Below are 14,643 nucleotides of genomic sequence, written 5' to 3'. Positions count from 1 at the left end.
GGGGGCGAGATCGGCAGCCAGCAGAGCTTCATGGCACGCCTGCTGCACGATTACCCCTGGCTCGGAGAGGCGCGTGCGCGCCGCTTCGCTCGTAGCTATGGCAGCCTGTGCCTGCGGTTTCTCGAAGGAGCCAAGGGCCCCGAAGACCTGGGCGAAGAGTTCGGCGCCGGCTTCACTGCCGCCGAGGCCGATCATCTCTTCGATCATGAATGGGCTCTCGAGGTCGAGGATATCCTCTGGCGACGCACCAAGCTCGGCCTGCGCCTGACGCCGCGTCAGGTAGAGCGCTTGAACGCCCATGTCGAAGCCCATCGTCAGGTGCTGGCGGCCTGACTCCCATCGCCAGGTTAGACCATTTGCGAGCCTCCACCGCAAGCAACAGGATTGAAGTGATTCAGTCGGGTATTCCCCCCTCGGTCAACCGGGCCGGGTCGAGCAGGCGCTCGAGTTCCTCGCGGCTCAAATCTGTCTGCTCCGCGGCCACCTCGACGATCGGTCGCCCGGCCTGGTAGGCCTGCTTGGCGATGGCCGCCGCCGCATCGTAGCCAATCACTCCGTTCAGCGCCGTCACCAGGATGGGATTGCGCGCCAGCGGCTCGGCCAGCCTATCCTCCCGTACCCGGAAGGTGGCGATGGCCCGCTCGCCCAGCAGTCGCGCGGTATTGGTCATCAACGTGATCGAGGTCAGCAGGTTGTTGGCGATCAGCGGCAGCATCACGTTGAGCTGGAAGTTGCCGCTCTGTCCGGCCACGGTGACCGCCGCATCCAGGCCGATCACCTGCGCGGCCGCCTGCGCGGCCGATTCGGGAATCACCGGATTGACCTTACCCGGCATGATCGAACTGCCGGGCTGCAGCGCCTCGAGTTCGATCTCGCCAAGCCCGGCCAGCGGCCCCGAGTTCATCCAGCGCAGGTCGTTGGCAATCTTCATGATCACACAGGCCAGGCCCTTGAGCTGTCCGGACAGCTCGACGGCAGCATCCTGAGAGCCGAGGCTGGCGAAGAAGCTGTCGTTGGGTGCCAGGGAGAGACCGGTCTGGGCACTGAGTTCTTGTGCCATGCGCTCGGCGAACTCAGGATGCGCGTTGATTCCCGTACCCACTGCCGTTCCGCCCTGGGCCAGACGAGAAAGCCTCACCATGGCACTGTCGATACGCTCGATGGCCTGTCCCACCTGGCTCGACCAGCCGCCCAGCTCCTGTCCGAGCCGCAGCGGCATGGCATCCATCAAGTGAGTGCGCCCGGTCTTGACCACCCGATCCAGCTCGAGGGCCCGCTCATCGATAGTGGCACGCAGCTGCACCAGCGCGGGGCGCAGCCGTGCAGTGACCTCCAATGCCGCCGAGAGATGGATGGCGGTGGGGATCACGTCGTTGCTCGACTGCCCCATGTTGACGTGGTCGTTGGGCCCGACCTTCAGCTCGTCACGACTGGCGAGATGGGCGATTACCTCGTTGACGTTCATGTTGCTCGAGGTGCCCGAGCCGGTCTGGAACACGTCCACGGGAAACTGGTCGTCGTGCTTGCCGTCGACGATCTCCTGGGCAGCGGCGACGATGGCTTCGGCCCGTACGCCATCGAGCAGGCCGAGATCGCGATTCACCTTGGCCGCGGCCAGCTTGATCCGGGCAATGGCATGGATGAAGGCCGTCGGCATCGGCTGGCCCGAAACCGGGAAGTTTTCCACGGCGCGCTGGGTCTGGGCACCATAGAGTGCCGAGCCCGGCACCCGCAGCTCCCCCATGCTGTCGCGCTCGATACGATGCTGTTCGCTCATGTCGTTCCCTCGTTGACCGATTCTTCTCCTTCACCATGGGTCCGGGAGGAGCCACATGCAAGGAACAAGCAGCCTGTCTTCCCGCCAAGTGACAGCCCCGGCGGTGACAAGTTGACAATTATCAAGAAAGGCCCCGATCGCAGCAGGATCGCTTGGTTTTGTGACAGTTGTCGTTGTTTCGTTTGCTCCCACACTCCTAAGATCACTTCGCCAGACCAATGGAAGGCACCTAACAACGACTCGCAAACAGCGAAAGACTCGTGGATTCAAACGACATGATGAACATGCAAGCTTCCTTGCTGCTTCTCCCCCAAGAGCAGCTGACACTAGCCAGCGCCCATGAAATGGCAGAGCTTCAGCGCTATCGCCGGCTGACTCTCGGCTTCTTGCCCACTGCTCCACAGGTCAGTCGACTCATGGCAAGCCTGGGCCTGCAATGCGAAAGCAGACTAGCCACCTTGCACCAGATCGCCAGTCACCTCGATCTGGAAGCCTGTATCAGCACTGTCCCAGTGAATCCCCCCAACTTCGAGGTGACGCGCCAGCACTTCTTCGTCGTGGACGATGGCATGGCTGTCCAGCTACTCGATCAAGCCATCCTCACGGCGGTGGAGTCGAAGAGATTCTTCGCCTGGCTACTCGAGACGAATGCCACACCGGAGCTACACCGGCCTTTCATCGACTTCGTCAGCGAAAAGGAGGCGGAGTGTCATGTGCTGCTCGAATTCCGAGAGCATCACAGCGCCTCGCTGCTCTTGCATCACGCCTAGGCCAAGCGGCTCATGCCCTCTTCTGCCGCCTGCCGGTGGAAGAGGCCAGTCGCTCGAGCCTGGTCACGTCAAGCAGGTGATAGTCGCGACCGCTGACATAAAGCAGTCTCTGGGCCTGGTAGGCCGCCAGGGTCCTGCCCACGGTTTCATGCGTCAGGCCTAGATAGCTGCCGATGTCGCCGCGCGACATTGCCAGACGGAAGTGATGCGGCGAATAGCCGCGCTGACGAAAACGGTTGGAGATACCCAGCAGGAAATAAGCCAGGCGGGCCTCCGCGGTGCGAGACAGCAGTTGATGAAGCCGCAGTCTCTCTTCCTGCATCGTCCGGCTGATGTTGCGCTGTAGGTGACGGCGCAGGATGGGCATTCGCGAACTCAGCTCATCCAAGCACTCGAAAGGCAAGCGGCACACGGACGACGACTCCAAGGCAACGATCGTGCCGGAATAGTGGCCAGAGCCGATGGAATCGAAACCAATGATGTCACCAGGCAGATACAGAGCGGTCAGCAGCGTTTCGCTATTCGCGCCGTCGGTGACTTGCTTGAGACTGCCGGTACGCACGGCATACAGATGACTGAAGGTCGCTCCCTGTTGCACCAAGGACTCCCGTTTGTCGAGCCTCACGGGAGCATCGACGATACGACCAAGGGTTCCAAACTGTTCGGGCGTCAGGTCTCGAGGTAGGCAAAGTGCTTTCAAATAGCATGAAAGGCACTGTGAAGCCGTTGAATCATCGAATCTTTTTCCATGATTCGCCATGGCGTAGCCCTTATTCCTTGGGACACAGATTAAGTATAGGAGCCTCCTTGTGCGCCGCAGTTTGAGTTACCTCATGCCATTGGCGGGTCAAGCCAAAGAGAGACTCCCCAGCAGGCATGACGAAAATCATGCTGCACGAAGAAAAACGCCCACCTAGTGTTAATGCTGCAACGCCGCAGACCTCACTGATTTTTGGGAGCCGGATGCATAGCGTCACCTCTGGGAACAAGGGGGGCGCGACTCAAGGGAGCTTCACCATGCACAAGACGAGCTGGATGACGTCGAATATTCTTAACCGGTTGAATGCTAACGCCGGTATGCTGCTGGTCCACAATCTCTGGGAGTACTGTCCTGAGCATATGTTCATCGTTCGCGTCGAGGGGCCGACCGACTTCGTCATCGAAGCCATGAACCCGACGCGCCAGGCCATGCTCGGTGACGAAGCCACCTTCATCGGCAAGCGCATCGAGCAGTTGCTACCCGCCCCCATGTGCCATGGAGTGATCGCCAACCTGAACCGCTGCGTCGAGTGCGGCAGCCCAATTCGCTACGAAGAGAAAGGCGGCTATATCGACCGCGACGGTATTTGCCAGCATGGCCATTGGCAAACCCTGCTGGTGCCCATCACCGACCAGGAAGGCGCCGTTACCCATCTTTTCGGTGTATCCCGCGACATGTCGCTACTGTCCGAGAAGATGGCCGGAACCTACTCGCACAGCCAGGAGCTCGAGCGTCGGGTGCACGAGCGCACCGCAGAACTGGTTGCCGCCAACGAGAAGCTCACCCAACTGGCGATACGCGACTATCTGACCGAGACCTACAATCGCCGCTACCTGCTGGAACTGGCCGAACTGGAGTTGCGTCGCGCCTTCCGCTACGAACAGTCGTTGTGCCTGATGATGCTCGACATCGACCATTTCAAGGAAATCAACGACACCGAGGGTCACCTTGCTGGTGACGAAGCCCTGCGCAACGTAGCCCGCACCGTACTTGCCACCGTCAGGGAGTGTGATCTGGTTGGCCGCTATGGCGGCGACGAGTTTCTCATCCTGATGCCCGAAACCACGGCCGCTGGAGCAAAAGAGATCGCCGAGCGCTTGCAGCGGACGCTGAACCAGACCACGCGGCTCACCGTCAGTGTCGGCATCGCCAGTCTCACGCACGACGACCGCTTCGTCGTCGATCTGATTCACCGTGCCGATACGTTATTGCTGCAGGCCAAGCGCAACGGGCGCAATCGCATCGAGTGCGCGATCTGATGCACAGCCTAAGGGCATGCGACAAAACGTATCAAGCTTCATGTTGCAGCGCACAAATAACTCTGCTACGTTGCAGCGCAATAGGATAGGTTGACCGTTCGCTATAGAGAAGAACCCGGAGGTTCACGCACAATGATGAAGTCTTTCAGCTTCGATACCAAACCGTTCGAAGCCATGCTTCTCGGCCCGGCCCGCGCTTATGCGGCTTTGAGCATCGATTACACCGAAAAGCTCTTCACCGCCCAACTGGACGCGGCCAAGGGCTATGCCGAAGCCGGCCTTACACAGGCCCGTGAACTGCTCGACGTACGCGATGCCGACGGCCTGCGCCGCTATGCCGAAGCGCAGCAACAGCTTGCCAAGGGCATGGCCGAGCGCGTCAAGGGAGATGCCGAGAAGGTCGTCTCTCTGCATCAAGAGTTCTTCCAGGAAAGCCAGAAGCTGGCCCAGAGCAGCCTGAGTCAGGCACAACAGGCCGCATCCGAGCTGGCTTCGAAGTCGTAACCGCGCCACCGCGTTGCAGCTTCCGAGATTGCAGCTTCCGAGGCCCGTCGAACCCCGTTCGGCGGGCCTTTCATTTGCCCCTCAGGTCTGTCACCGGCCTACTCTCATCGTTTATGCTCGATGCGCACGGGCATGGTTTTGAGGACGTACCGAATGAAAGCCTGGATTCCCCTGGTCCTGCTGGGCCTGACGCTTGCCGGCTGTCAGATGCAGCCTGGCCCCCCTCCTGAGCGCATCGAAGTGATCGAGATCGGCGAGCCGTCCCGCACAGACGAAAGACGCCCGGATGCCGAGCGCCCCGCTCCGTCACCAGGCCGCATCGCCCGCCAGGTGGCGTTCCCCGTGGATGAATATGCCTCTTTGGAAAAACGCGGTAGTGCTGCCATCACAGGCAGGCTCAGCCTCAACGGCACTCCCGGGGGCGGGGAAACGATCTCCGTCGCCCCTGTCACTACCTACTCGGCCGAAGCCGCGGAACATGCCCTGGCAGGAAGAGCCGTCGAACCGGCCGATCCTCGGGCGCGCGAGTACACCCACACCACCCGCACCGATGCCAATGGGAACTTCAGCCTCAACGGGCTTCCGGCCGGGGAGTTCTACGTCTCGGGCAGCATGGTCAATTCACGCGGTGAGCGTCAGGTGATCCTGCGCCAGGTATCGCTGCGCAACGGCCAGCGGCTCGAGGTCAACCTCAGCCGCTGACGGCGTCACTACCAGCCCAGCGCCTGCTTGACGAAGGGAATGGTCAGCTTGCGCTGGGCGGACAGCGAAGCGCTATCGAGTACGGCGAGTTCCTCGAACAGCTCGTCGAGGCGACGCGGTCCGCGGTGGAGGATGTAACGTGCTACCTCGTCGGGCAACTGCATCCCACGCACCCGGGCCCGTAGCTGAAGCGCCTGCAGCCGCTCGCCGTCGTCGAGACGCTGCAGGTGAAAGGTCACACCCCAAGTCAGACGCGAGGCCAGATCCGGCAGTTTGACTGGTAGCTGGCGTGGCGCCGCGGCGGCCGACACCACGAGCCGCTTGCCGGCATCCCGCAAGCGGTTGAAGGCGTGGAAAAGCCCCTCCTCCCAGCGTCGCCGGCCGATGACGCTGTCGATGTCGTCGATGGCTACCAGGTCGAGCCGCTCGACATCCTCGAGCATCAGCGGCGGGAAGTGCCCCAGGTCACGCAGCGGCAGGTAGAGCGCGCGCAAGTCGCGATCGGACGCCGCGTGGCAGGCAGCCTGCAACAGGTGACTGCGACCGCTGCCCGGCGCTCCCCACAGATAGAGGAACGGTTCACCGCCGGCATCGAACTGATGCGAGAGACGATCCACCAGGCTGGCATTGGCCGCCGGCAGAAAACTGTCGAAGGTGGCATCGTCGCGCAGCCCCACTCCCAATGGCAGCTGCGCCGGCGCTCGGCTCATGGAGAATCCTCGTGGCAACGATCCCGCTTCTGGGCGTCGTAGAGACTGCTGCGCTTGTAGCGTTCGTTGAGTTCCCGCAAGAGTACCATGATCACCGCGGCGGCCGGCAGCGCCAGCAGCACACCGGTGAAGCCGAACAGGTTACCGCCGGCCAGCACGGCGAAGATGACCGCCACCGGATGCAGCCCGATGCGATCGCCCAGCAGCTTGGGCTGGAGTACCACGCTCTCGAGCACCTGGCCGATGGCGAATACGATGAGTACACCGAGCAGCGCCAGCCAGGTGCCGAACTGAAAGAACGCCACGACCAGCGCCACGCTGATGCCGACGATGAAGCCCAGGAACGGCACAATACTGGCCAGTCCCGCGGCCATGCCGATCAACAGCCCAAAACGCAGCCCCATGGCGGTCAGTCCCACGGCATAAATCGCACCCAGCGTCAGCATGACCAGTAGTTGACCGCGCAGGAAGGCCGAGAGCACGTCGTCACAGCGGCGGCTCAGGCGAACCACATCGGCTTCCCAGCGACGCGGCACCATGCTGCGCAGATTGGTCAGCAGCCGATCCCAGTCGAGCAGCAGGTAGAAGGTGACCACCGGGATCAGTGCCACATAGGTCACCCAGGCCAGGAAGGCTGCCCCGGAACGGCCGATCTTGCCTAGGAACGGCGCCAGATAGCCCCCGCATCTTGCCAGTGCTGGGCCAGCGTCTGCTGCACGTCATCGAGGTCGGCCGCCACGTCCAGGCCCGTCCAGCCGCGGATTTGAGGCGCCAGGACGGTTTCCACCCAATCGAAGATACCGGGAATCATCAGGCCGAACTGGCGCACCTGCTGTACTGCCAGTGGAATCAACACCAGCAAAGCCACCACCAGGATCACCACCAGGATCAGGAAGACTCCGCATACCGCCAGGGTACGGGACAAACCCAGGCGCTGGAGACGATTGGCCAGCGGATCGGTCAGGTACGCCAGGATCATGCCGGCGATGAACGGCATCAGCATCGCTTCCAACTGGAACAGCAACCACACCACGGCCACTGCACCGATCAGGACCCACCATTCTTTACGCATCACCCCTCCCTGCGTTCTCCAACCACGGCGATGCGAGCCGTGCGCTGTGATGCTACAATTCCGGCCCGATCTTGCCCACTGCTTCGGCCGTCAGGCGCCAACTCGCGCGTGCCGGCCAACGGACCATCAACCGCGCTTCTTCGTACAGGACAGGCCATGACCGATTCCACCTCTCCCGACAACGCCAAGGCATCGCTGAGCTACAAGGATGCTGGCGTCGACATCGATGCCGGCAATGCCTTGGTCGACCGCATCAAGGGCGTTGCCAAGCGCACCCTGCGCCCCGAGGTGATGGGCGGGCTGGGCGGCTTCGGTGCCCTGTGCCAGCTGCCTTCGGGCTATCGTGAGCCCGTGCTGGTTTCCGGCACCGATGGCGTGGGCACCAAGCTGCGCCTGGCCATGGACCTGGGCCGCCACGACACCATCGGCATCGACCTGGTTGCCATGTGCGTCAACGACCTGGTGGTAGCCGGCGCCGAGCCGCTGTTCTTCCTCGACTACTATGCCACGGGTAAGCTGGATGTGGACATCGCCGCGGACGTGGTGACCGGCATTGGCGAAGGCTGCGAGCGCGCCGGCTGCGCCCTGGTGGGTGGCGAAACCGCCGAGATGCCCGGCATGTACGAAGGCAGCGACTACGACCTTGCCGGTTTCTGTGTCGGTGTGGTGGAGAAGTCCGAAATCCTCGACGGCAGCAAGGTCGGCGAAGGCGACGTGCTGCTGGGCATCGCCTCCACCGGGGCGCACTCCAACGGTTATTCGTTGATCCGCAAGATCCTCGAGGTCAGCGACGCATCGCTGGATACCGCCATCGACGGCCAGCCGCTCGGCGACGCCTTGCTCGCTCCCACGCGCATCTACGTCAAGCCGCTGCTGTCGCTGATCAAGGAAAGCGGTGTGGCGGTGCACGCCCTGTCCCACATTACCGGTGGCGGACTGCTGGAAAACGTCCCGCGGGTATTGCCAGATATGCTCGCCGCACGCATCGACGTGAAGAGCTGGACCCGCCCAGCCCTGTTCGATTGGCTGCAACAGCAGGGCAATGTGGAGGAACGCGAGATGTATCGCGTGCTCAACTGCGGCATCGGCATGGTCGTCGTCGTTCCCTCCGCCCAGGCCGACCAGGCCCGCGCCCACCTGCAGGCGCAGGGAGAGACGGTCTACCGCATCGGCGAGATCGTTGCTCGCAACGAAGATGAAGAAGCCGTGCAGTTGGAGAACCTCGAGGCATGAGCGACTACGCCAGCGACACCCTCAACGACCTGACGCCCGAGCCGACCGGCGCGCGCCGGGTCGTGGTGCTGATTTCCGGCAATGGCAGCAACCTGCAAGCGCTGATCGACGAGCAGACCCACGACCGCCTCGGCGGTGAGATCGTCGCGGTGATCTCCAACGTCGCGGATGCCTACGGCCTGCAACGAGCCCGCGATGCCGGCATCGATGCCGTGGTGTTGCCCCACGGCGAGTACGACAGCCGCGAAGCCTATGATGGCGCCCTGATCAAGGTGATCGAGCGCCATGAGCCGGACCTGGTGGTGCTGGCCGGCTTCATGCGCATACTCAGTTCGCGCTTCGTGCAGCGCTTCCATGGCCGCATGCTCAACATCCACCCTTCTCTGCTTCCCGCCTATCGTGGCCTGAACACCCACGCCAAGGCGCTGGCCGACGGCGTGGCCGAGCACGGCTGCAGCGTGCATTTCGTCACCGAGGAACTCGACGGCGGCCCGGTCGCGATCCAGGCGGTGGTGGAAGTGAGCGAGGGCGAGACCGAGGCGAGCCTGAAGGAGAAGGTTCACGCCCGCGAGCACCTGATCTATCCCATCGCGGTGAAGTGGTTCCTCGAGGGCCGGCTGCGCCTCGAGGGCGAGGCCGCCGTGCTCGACGGCACCCCGCTGCCACCACAGGGGCTACGCCTCTCCCACGCCGACGCCGCCGAAGAACTGGACGAGAAATAGTAGAAAGCCGGCGATTTATGTCGCGAGCGATGACATGCTGATCGCCGCCGGAGCGCAATACCGAGCGAAGCGACAAACAGCCGTAGGCTGGCCCCAAAGGGGCGAGAAGCCGAAGGCTGCGAGTCAACCGGAGTGTAGCCTGCTACATGAGGATTTTGACGGTCCGACGCCTCGGCACCGCCGGCGCTCAGAAGGTCGAGCGCAGCAATAAATCGACGCTTTCTCTCAGGTGCGGGGCAAAGTCACTCCCCTCTGCCCCATATACTTGCCACCGCGATCCTTGTAGGAGGTCTGGCACACCTCGTCCGACTCCAGGAACAGCATCTGCGCCACGCCCTCGTTGGCGTAGATCTTGGCCGGCAGGTTGGTCGTGTTGGAGAACTCCAGGGTCACGTGCCCTTCCCACTCCGGCTCCAGCGGCGTCACGTTGACGATGATGCCGCAGCGGGCGTAGGTCGACTTGCCCAGGCAGATGGTCAGCACACTGCGCGGGATGCGGAAGTACTCCACGGTGCGCGCCAGGGCGAAGGAGTTGGGCGGGATGATGCAGACATCGCCCTTGATGTCGACGAAGCTCTTCTCGTCGAACGCCTTGGGGTCGACGACCGCGGAGTGAATATTGGTGAACACCTTGAACTCGTCGGCACAGCGAACGTCGTAGCCGTAGCTGGAGGTACCGAAGGAGATCACCCGCTGATCGTTCACGTAACGCACCTGGTCGGCTTCGAAGGGTTCGATCATACCTTCCCGCTCGGCCATGCGGCGGATCCAACTGTCGGGCTTGATGCTCATGGGACGTCCTGAAAGAGTTGTGCCGAAGAATGAAGAAGTAGGCTATGGCCGAAAAGACGGCGAGCGAAGGTCAGACCAGGCAAAAATCGGCGCAAGAGCGGAGTTTACTTTAGTAAATGAGCATTTTAAGCCGATTTTTAACGCCGTATGACCGAGCGCAGCCAGTTTTCGGATATAGCCTAGGGCCGCTATCATAGCGGCCCTTGGTGCACTCGTCACGGCCCATGGCAAACGCTCCTGGGCCAAACGCCGTTAGTCGCTGAAGGAAATGCTCGGCCCCTCATCCGTCGACTGACCCTCGAGCGCCTTGGCGATCTGCCGCGCCATGTCGCGGAAGGTGTGGGTCACCTCCCCCTCCGGCTCGGCGACCACCGTGGGCCGGCCACCGTCGACCTGTTCGCGGATCGACAATGCCAGCGGCAGCCTGCCGAGCACGCGAGTATCGTACTCCCCGGCAATACGCTCGCCGCCCCCTTCGCCGAAGATCGGTTCGGCGTGACCGCACTGGGAACACACGTGCAGGCTCATGTTCTCCACGACACCAGCACCGGCACGTTCACCTTGCGGAACATCTCGATGCCCTTGCGCGCGTCGAGCAGGGCAATGTCCTGCGGCGTGGTGACGATGACGGCGCCATCCACCGGCACCTTCTGCGCCAGGGTCAACTGAATGTCACCGGTGCCCGGCGGCATGTCGATGAACAGCACGTCGAGATCCTGCCATGCCGTCTGGGTCAACAACTGCTGGAAGGCCCCCGCGACCATCGGACCACGCCACACCATGGGTTCCCGCGTATCGACCATGAACGCCATCGACATGGCCTGCACGCCGTGAGTTTCCAGCGGACGGAAGCGGTTCTCTCCAGCCTGCTGGGGCCGCACCCCTTCCGGCACGCCAAGCATCTGGGCCTGGCTGGGGCCATGGATGTCGGCATCGAGAATGCCGACTCGATAGCCCTCGGCCACCATGGCCAGCGCCAGGTTGACGGTAACGGTGGACTTGCCGACTCCACCCTTACCGGATGCCACGGCCACGATATGCTTGACCCCTTCGATCACGATTGACTCCTCGTATGGTTGGTGTGGCTAAAGTGCCATCGTTCTGTCCCGACGTCAGTATAACGCGCCGCTGCCAGCGCATGGGCACGCCTGAACGCTCATGGCGAGCCATATCCCGCCACCGCGTCCACCCGCCCGATCAACTGCGCTCACTGGCGTCTTCGGTCTCACTGGTGGCTTCATCCTGGCCTTGCGGCTGCTGACCCTGCGGCTGCTGGCCTTGGCCTTCCTGTTGCCGCTGGTTCTGCCGCTGCTGGTCCTGCTCGGTCGATTCAGTACGCAGCTCGAGTTCGGCCAGCGCATCGCGCCACTGCGCCAGTTGTTCCTCGAGCTGCTGTAGCTGCTGCTGGCGCCGCTCGGCCTGAGCTTCCACCTCTTCGAGCTGGCTACGGCCCGAATCGATTTCCTGGTTCACCTCGTCGCGCTCCTGGCGAATCGATTCGAGCTCGGAGGTGGCGGCGTCACGCTCATCGCGGATTTCACCCACTTCGGCCTCGACCTCATCGCGCCAAGCCTCCAGTGCCTCGATGTCGTTCTCCAGTGTCTCCAAGGTCTGCTCACGCTCTTCGATCGCCGTATTGAGTGTATCCAGCCGCTCCTGGGCAGCCTCAGCGTCTTCGCGCATCTGGCCCAGCTCGTTGGAAATCTGCTCGAGTTCAGCCTCTGCCTGCTGGCGTGCCTCTTCGGCTTGTTGACGTTCTTCCTCAGCGGCCTGTCGTGTCTCCTCCGCCTCTTGGCGGGCATTCTCGGCATCCTGGCGGGCTGCTTCGGCATCGGCTCGCGCTTCATCCACCGCCTGGTAGTCATCGCGCAGGGCAGCGAGGCTATTCTCCATTTCGGCCTGCTCGTTGCGACGGGCCTCGAGATCGCTTTCCAGCGAGGCCTGCTGCTCCTGCAACTCTGCGAGGCGGTTTTCCGCCTCCGCGGCTTCGGCCTCGAGCTGCTCGATCTCACTTCGGACAGCCTGCCGCTCCTCGTCCAGAGCCGCTTCCACCGATTGTCGCTCTTCTTCGAGCCCAGCCAGCCTCGCCTGAAGCGTCTCGATATCCTCGCCCGCCTGGTTGCGCTGGTTGAGTTCGCCGATCAATTCCTGATGCTCGCCCTCGAGTGCCGTCAACTGTTCCTCGAGCGCGGCACTGCGCTCCCGATAATCACTGGCATTGTTGTGTGCGAATATCGCCCAGACGATGGCGAGCAGGGCAATGGCCACCAGCACTAAAACTCGCCTGTCCTTGTAGAGTGGGCTCTCGGCTGTCTCCGACATGGGCTAGACCCTCCTGTTGGTCCTTTCAGTATTCTCGTGCCGCTCCTTCCTCAGCATACATAGCGATACCCTGGGTAAAAGGAAGCAACCGCCCCTTGGCCAACTGCGCACACTCGGACAGAGAAAAAGGCGAGACATGGCGGAATCATGCCGACTCAGGGCTCGTCGACACGCCAATTGGAAAACCACGGCGATCCCTGGACTTCGACATCCAGGGCACGCAACCAGCGCGCAACGACCAGGTTCGACTGGTGGGCGGCAGAATATCCTCGCGGATAGGGAACGAACTCCAGTCCGAACTCCTCACTCGCCACCGGCTCGACTTCGGCCCGTTCGAAATGCCCATCGAGGTGCCGCTGCAATGCCTGTACCCGGCTCGCCTCAGCCTGGAACGGGTAGACCTCGGCCACTCCCTCGGGCGCCAGCCGGTGGAACTGATGGGGCGATTCGATCCCGGGGTGGATGCCACGTCCCAGCCCCGCTTCGGTGGGCCACAGCATAGCCGCAGCGCCGGCCGGAAAATGGCGTCGCCCCTCGACGTACCAGCGCCACTCACCATAGCTGTAGCGTACCACCCCACCCTCTGCGCGCGGCAGCACCAGGCTCGAGTGACGGCCATGATCGAGCAGGTAGATATCGACGGGATGGGCCAGCGACTGGGGCTCGGGCGGCATGACACGGCCAACGCAACCGGTCAGCAACAGCAGGGACAGCCCCACCCCAAGCCAACGCGGCAGGAGTGGACACATCGTTGTAGCCTCCCATTGACGATGAGTGAGTAAAAGCCCGACGAGTCCTCCCGGAACCTCCGGCAACCTGGCGTCCTCGAACAGAGGAACACTTCCACGCGAGAGCGAGCATGTCGATTAGCCTAGCTGCCCTGGCGCATCCTCTTCATCCCTGGCGATGCCTGCTCATGTCATCACTCGCGCTGTGCCTGTGCCTGCTCGGCCCGTTTTCGCCACTGGCCCAGGCACAGGAGGCAGCGCAGGAGAGCGTCAGCGAGCGGGCGCTGGCGAGACTGGTAGAGCGGGCAAGCGAAGTTTCCCGGCTACACGCCATCGTGGTCGCCGAACAGGGCGAGATCGTCCTGGAGCACCGCCTGGCAGGTCCCGCCAGCGACCGGCCGGTCAACATCAAATCGCTGTCCAAGACCGTGCTGGCGGCATTGGTCGGAGCCGCCATCGAGGAGAAGGTGATCGAGGGCGTCGACCAGCCCATCGTGGAGCTGCTCGGTTCGCGAGTTCCCGACGATGCCGATCCACGCATCGATCAGATCACCGTGGAACATCTGCTGACCCTGCAGGCGGGGCTCGAGCGAACGTCGGGGCACAACTACGGCGCCTGGGTCGCAAGCAGCGACTGGGTCGCCGATGCTCTGAGCCGTCCCTTCGTCGCTCGCCCCGGAGACGAGATGCTCTACTCTACCGGCAGCTCCCACCTGCTCTCCGCCGCCCTTACCGAAGCGAGTGGTGAAAGCACCCTGGCGCTGGCTCGGCGCCTGCTTGGCGACCCTCTCGGCATCACCATTCCGCCTTGGCCGCAGGACCCGCAGGGCATCTATTTCGGCGGCAACGACATGGTCCTTTCCCCCCTGGCCCTGATACGCCTCGGCGAACTCTACCGCCTCGATGGGGTGATCGATGGAGTGCGCGTGCTGCCGAAGGCGTGGGTGGAGGCTTCCTGGCAACCGCATGGCACCTCACGCTGGACAGGCGACAGCTACGGATATGGCTGGTTCATCACCACGTTGGCTGGGGAGCGCGTCTACTACGGGCGCGGCTTCGGTGGTCAAGGGCTCTATGTAATCCCTGCACGCGAACTGACGGTGGCCATTACCGCCGACCCTACGCCCAGCCCGGACGGTGCCCGTTTCAACCAAGAGCGACTGCACGCACTGATCGAGACGCTGCTGGAAGAACGCTGACGGACGACATGCCATGACCGGCATGCTGCCGGTCATGGCCTGTGCCTAGCGCTCGTTAGGCATCCGCCGGGTGCCTAAGGAAGCGCTGAACAA

General features: G+C 62.9%; 14 protein-coding genes and 2 pseudogenes. 8 read left to right on the top strand and 8 right to left on the bottom strand.

Annotation, left to right across the window (positions count from 1 at the left end):
* Nucleotides 1–30 precede the first annotated feature (30 nt).
* Nucleotides 31–333, top strand: coding sequence for a glycerol-3-phosphate dehydrogenase C-terminal domain-containing protein (locus tag EKK97_RS25780; protein ID WP_340162955.1), 303 nt, complete (start codon nucleotides 31–33; stop codon nucleotides 331–333).
* Between the two features lie 61 nt (nucleotides 334–394).
* On the opposite strand, the gene EKK97_RS10480 is transcribed toward EKK97_RS25780, so the two are convergent.
* Nucleotides 395–1,777, bottom strand: coding sequence for a class II fumarate hydratase (locus EKK97_RS10480; RefSeq protein ID WP_159551711.1), 1,383 nt, complete (start codon nucleotides 1,775–1,777; stop codon nucleotides 395–397).
* A 284-nt stretch (nucleotides 1,778–2,061) separates the two neighbouring features.
* Between EKK97_RS10480 and EKK97_RS10475 the strand changes: the two genes are divergently transcribed.
* A complete protein-coding gene (locus EKK97_RS10475) occupies nucleotides 2,062–2,547 on the top strand; it encodes a hypothetical protein (RefSeq protein WP_234286319.1) in 486 nt (161 codons plus the stop codon).
* 10 nt (nucleotides 2,548–2,557) lie between these two features.
* On the opposite strand, the gene EKK97_RS10470 is transcribed toward EKK97_RS10475, so the two are convergent.
* Nucleotides 2,558–3,307, bottom strand: a complete 750-nt coding sequence (locus EKK97_RS10470) for a helix-turn-helix domain-containing protein (protein WP_267963959.1) — start codon at nucleotides 3,305–3,307, stop codon at nucleotides 2,558–2,560.
* A gap of 128 nt (nucleotides 3,308–3,435) precedes the next feature.
* Here EKK97_RS10470 and EKK97_RS10465 point away from each other — a divergent pair, with 128 nt between their 5' ends.
* From EKK97_RS10465 to EKK97_RS10455, 3 genes are all read left to right on the top strand, one after another.
* Nucleotides 3,436–4,566: a sensor domain-containing diguanylate cyclase gene (locus EKK97_RS10465; RefSeq protein ID WP_159551705.1), complete on the top strand. Its 1,131-nt coding sequence runs from the start codon at nucleotides 3,436–3,438 to the stop codon at nucleotides 4,564–4,566.
* A 90-nt stretch (nucleotides 4,567–4,656) separates the two neighbouring features.
* Entirely contained in the window at nucleotides 4,657–5,070 is a 414-nt protein-coding gene (locus tag EKK97_RS10460; protein ID WP_340162954.1) for a phasin family protein, read from the top strand.
* A gap of 153 nt (nucleotides 5,071–5,223) precedes the next feature.
* The gene (locus tag EKK97_RS10455) at nucleotides 5,224–5,772 is read left to right on the top strand and encodes a hypothetical protein (RefSeq protein ID WP_159551703.1); all 549 of its coding nucleotides are present in this window, start codon (nucleotides 5,224–5,226) and stop codon (nucleotides 5,770–5,772) included.
* Between the two features lie 8 nt (nucleotides 5,773–5,780).
* Here EKK97_RS10455 and hda read toward each other — a convergent pair whose 3' ends face one another.
* The gene (gene hda, locus EKK97_RS10450; RefSeq protein ID WP_159551701.1) at nucleotides 5,781–6,482 is read right to left on the bottom strand and encodes a DnaA regulatory inactivator Hda; all 702 of its coding nucleotides are present in this window, start codon (nucleotides 6,480–6,482) and stop codon (nucleotides 5,781–5,783) included.
* A pseudogene (locus EKK97_RS10445) lies at nucleotides 6,479–7,554 on the bottom strand (AI-2E family transporter). Before EKK97_RS10445 ends, hda begins: the two are co-directional and overlap by 4 nt.
* Nucleotides 7,555–7,710: 156 nt before the next feature.
* Between EKK97_RS10445 and purM the strand changes: the two are divergent.
* Together purM and purN are read left to right on the top strand one after the other, a co-directional pair.
* Nucleotides 7,711–8,787 carry a phosphoribosylformylglycinamidine cyclo-ligase gene (purM, locus tag EKK97_RS10440; protein WP_159551699.1) on the top strand — a complete coding sequence of 359 codons (1,077 nt, stop codon included), beginning with the start codon at nucleotides 7,711–7,713 and terminating at the stop codon, nucleotides 8,785–8,787.
* Nucleotides 8,784–9,509: a phosphoribosylglycinamide formyltransferase gene (gene purN, locus EKK97_RS10435; protein WP_159551697.1), complete on the top strand. Its 726-nt coding sequence runs from the start codon at nucleotides 8,784–8,786 to the stop codon at nucleotides 9,507–9,509. Before purM ends, purN begins: the two co-directional genes overlap by 4 nt.
* A 225-nt stretch (nucleotides 9,510–9,734) precedes the next feature.
* Here the strand turns inward: purN and dcd are convergent, their stop codons facing one another.
* The 4 genes and pseudogenes from dcd to EKK97_RS10415 form a co-directional block, all read right to left on the bottom strand.
* Nucleotides 9,735–10,301, bottom strand: coding sequence for a dCTP deaminase (dcd, locus tag EKK97_RS10430; protein ID WP_159551695.1), 567 nt, complete (start codon nucleotides 10,299–10,301; stop codon nucleotides 9,735–9,737).
* Nucleotides 10,302–10,553: 252 nt separating this feature from the next.
* Nucleotides 10,554–11,356: pseudogene (gene apbC, locus EKK97_RS10425) on the bottom strand (iron-sulfur cluster carrier protein ApbC).
* A 142-nt stretch (nucleotides 11,357–11,498) separates the two neighbouring features.
* Complete coding sequence (locus tag EKK97_RS10420; protein ID WP_159551693.1) at nucleotides 11,499–12,623, bottom strand: coiled-coil domain-containing protein; 1,125 nt, start codon at nucleotides 12,621–12,623, stop codon at nucleotides 11,499–11,501.
* Between the two features lie 155 nt (nucleotides 12,624–12,778).
* A complete protein-coding gene (locus tag EKK97_RS10415; RefSeq protein ID WP_159551691.1) occupies nucleotides 12,779–13,372 on the bottom strand; it encodes a hypothetical protein in 594 nt (197 codons plus the stop codon).
* Nucleotides 13,373–13,539: 167 nt separating this feature from the next.
* Between EKK97_RS10415 and EKK97_RS10410 the strand changes: the two genes are divergently transcribed.
* Nucleotides 13,540–14,550 (top strand): serine hydrolase domain-containing protein, encoded by a 1,011-nt coding sequence (locus EKK97_RS10410; RefSeq protein ID WP_159551689.1) that lies wholly within the window; start codon nucleotides 13,540–13,542, stop codon nucleotides 14,548–14,550.
* Nucleotides 14,551–14,643: the final 93 nt, after the last annotated feature.

The sequence above is a fragment of the Billgrantia tianxiuensis genome (assembly GCF_009834345.1).
Taxonomy (GTDB): domain Bacteria; phylum Pseudomonadota; class Gammaproteobacteria; order Pseudomonadales; family Halomonadaceae; genus Halomonas; species Halomonas tianxiuensis.
Note: the sequence above shows the minus strand (reverse complement) of the source record. Positions and strands in the feature narration are given on the sequence as shown.

Coding starts and splice junctions, on each gene's coding strand:
- purM (WP_159551699.1), top strand. CDS start 7,711: ATGACCGATTCCACCTCTCCCGACAACGCCAAGGCATCGCTGAGCTAC.
- EKK97_RS25780 (WP_340162955.1), top strand. CDS start 31: ATGGCACGCCTGCTGCACGATTACCCCTGGCTCGGAGAGGCGCGTGCG.
- hda (WP_159551701.1), bottom strand. CDS start 6,482: ATGAGCCGAGCGCCGGCGCAGCTGCCATTGGGAGTGGGGCTGCGCGAC.
- EKK97_RS10470 (WP_267963959.1), bottom strand. CDS start 3,307: ATGGCGAATCATGGAAAAAGATTCGATGATTCAACGGCTTCACAGTGC.
- EKK97_RS10410 (WP_159551689.1), top strand. CDS start 13,540: ATGTCATCACTCGCGCTGTGCCTGTGCCTGCTCGGCCCGTTTTCGCCA.
- EKK97_RS10455 (WP_159551703.1), top strand. CDS start 5,224: ATGAAAGCCTGGATTCCCCTGGTCCTGCTGGGCCTGACGCTTGCCGGC.
- purN (WP_159551697.1), top strand. CDS start 8,784: ATGAGCGACTACGCCAGCGACACCCTCAACGACCTGACGCCCGAGCCG.
- EKK97_RS10465 (WP_159551705.1), top strand. CDS start 3,436: ATGCTGCACGAAGAAAAACGCCCACCTAGTGTTAATGCTGCAACGCCG.
- dcd (WP_159551695.1), bottom strand. CDS start 10,301: ATGAGCATCAAGCCCGACAGTTGGATCCGCCGCATGGCCGAGCGGGAA.
- EKK97_RS10415 (WP_159551691.1), bottom strand. CDS start 13,372: ATGTGTCCACTCCTGCCGCGTTGGCTTGGGGTGGGGCTGTCCCTGCTG.
- EKK97_RS10475 (WP_234286319.1), top strand. CDS start 2,062: ATGCAAGCTTCCTTGCTGCTTCTCCCCCAAGAGCAGCTGACACTAGCC.
- EKK97_RS10480 (WP_159551711.1), bottom strand. CDS start 1,777: ATGAGCGAACAGCATCGTATCGAGCGCGACAGCATGGGGGAGCTGCGG.
- EKK97_RS10420 (WP_159551693.1), bottom strand. CDS start 12,623: ATGTCGGAGACAGCCGAGAGCCCACTCTACAAGGACAGGCGAGTTTTA.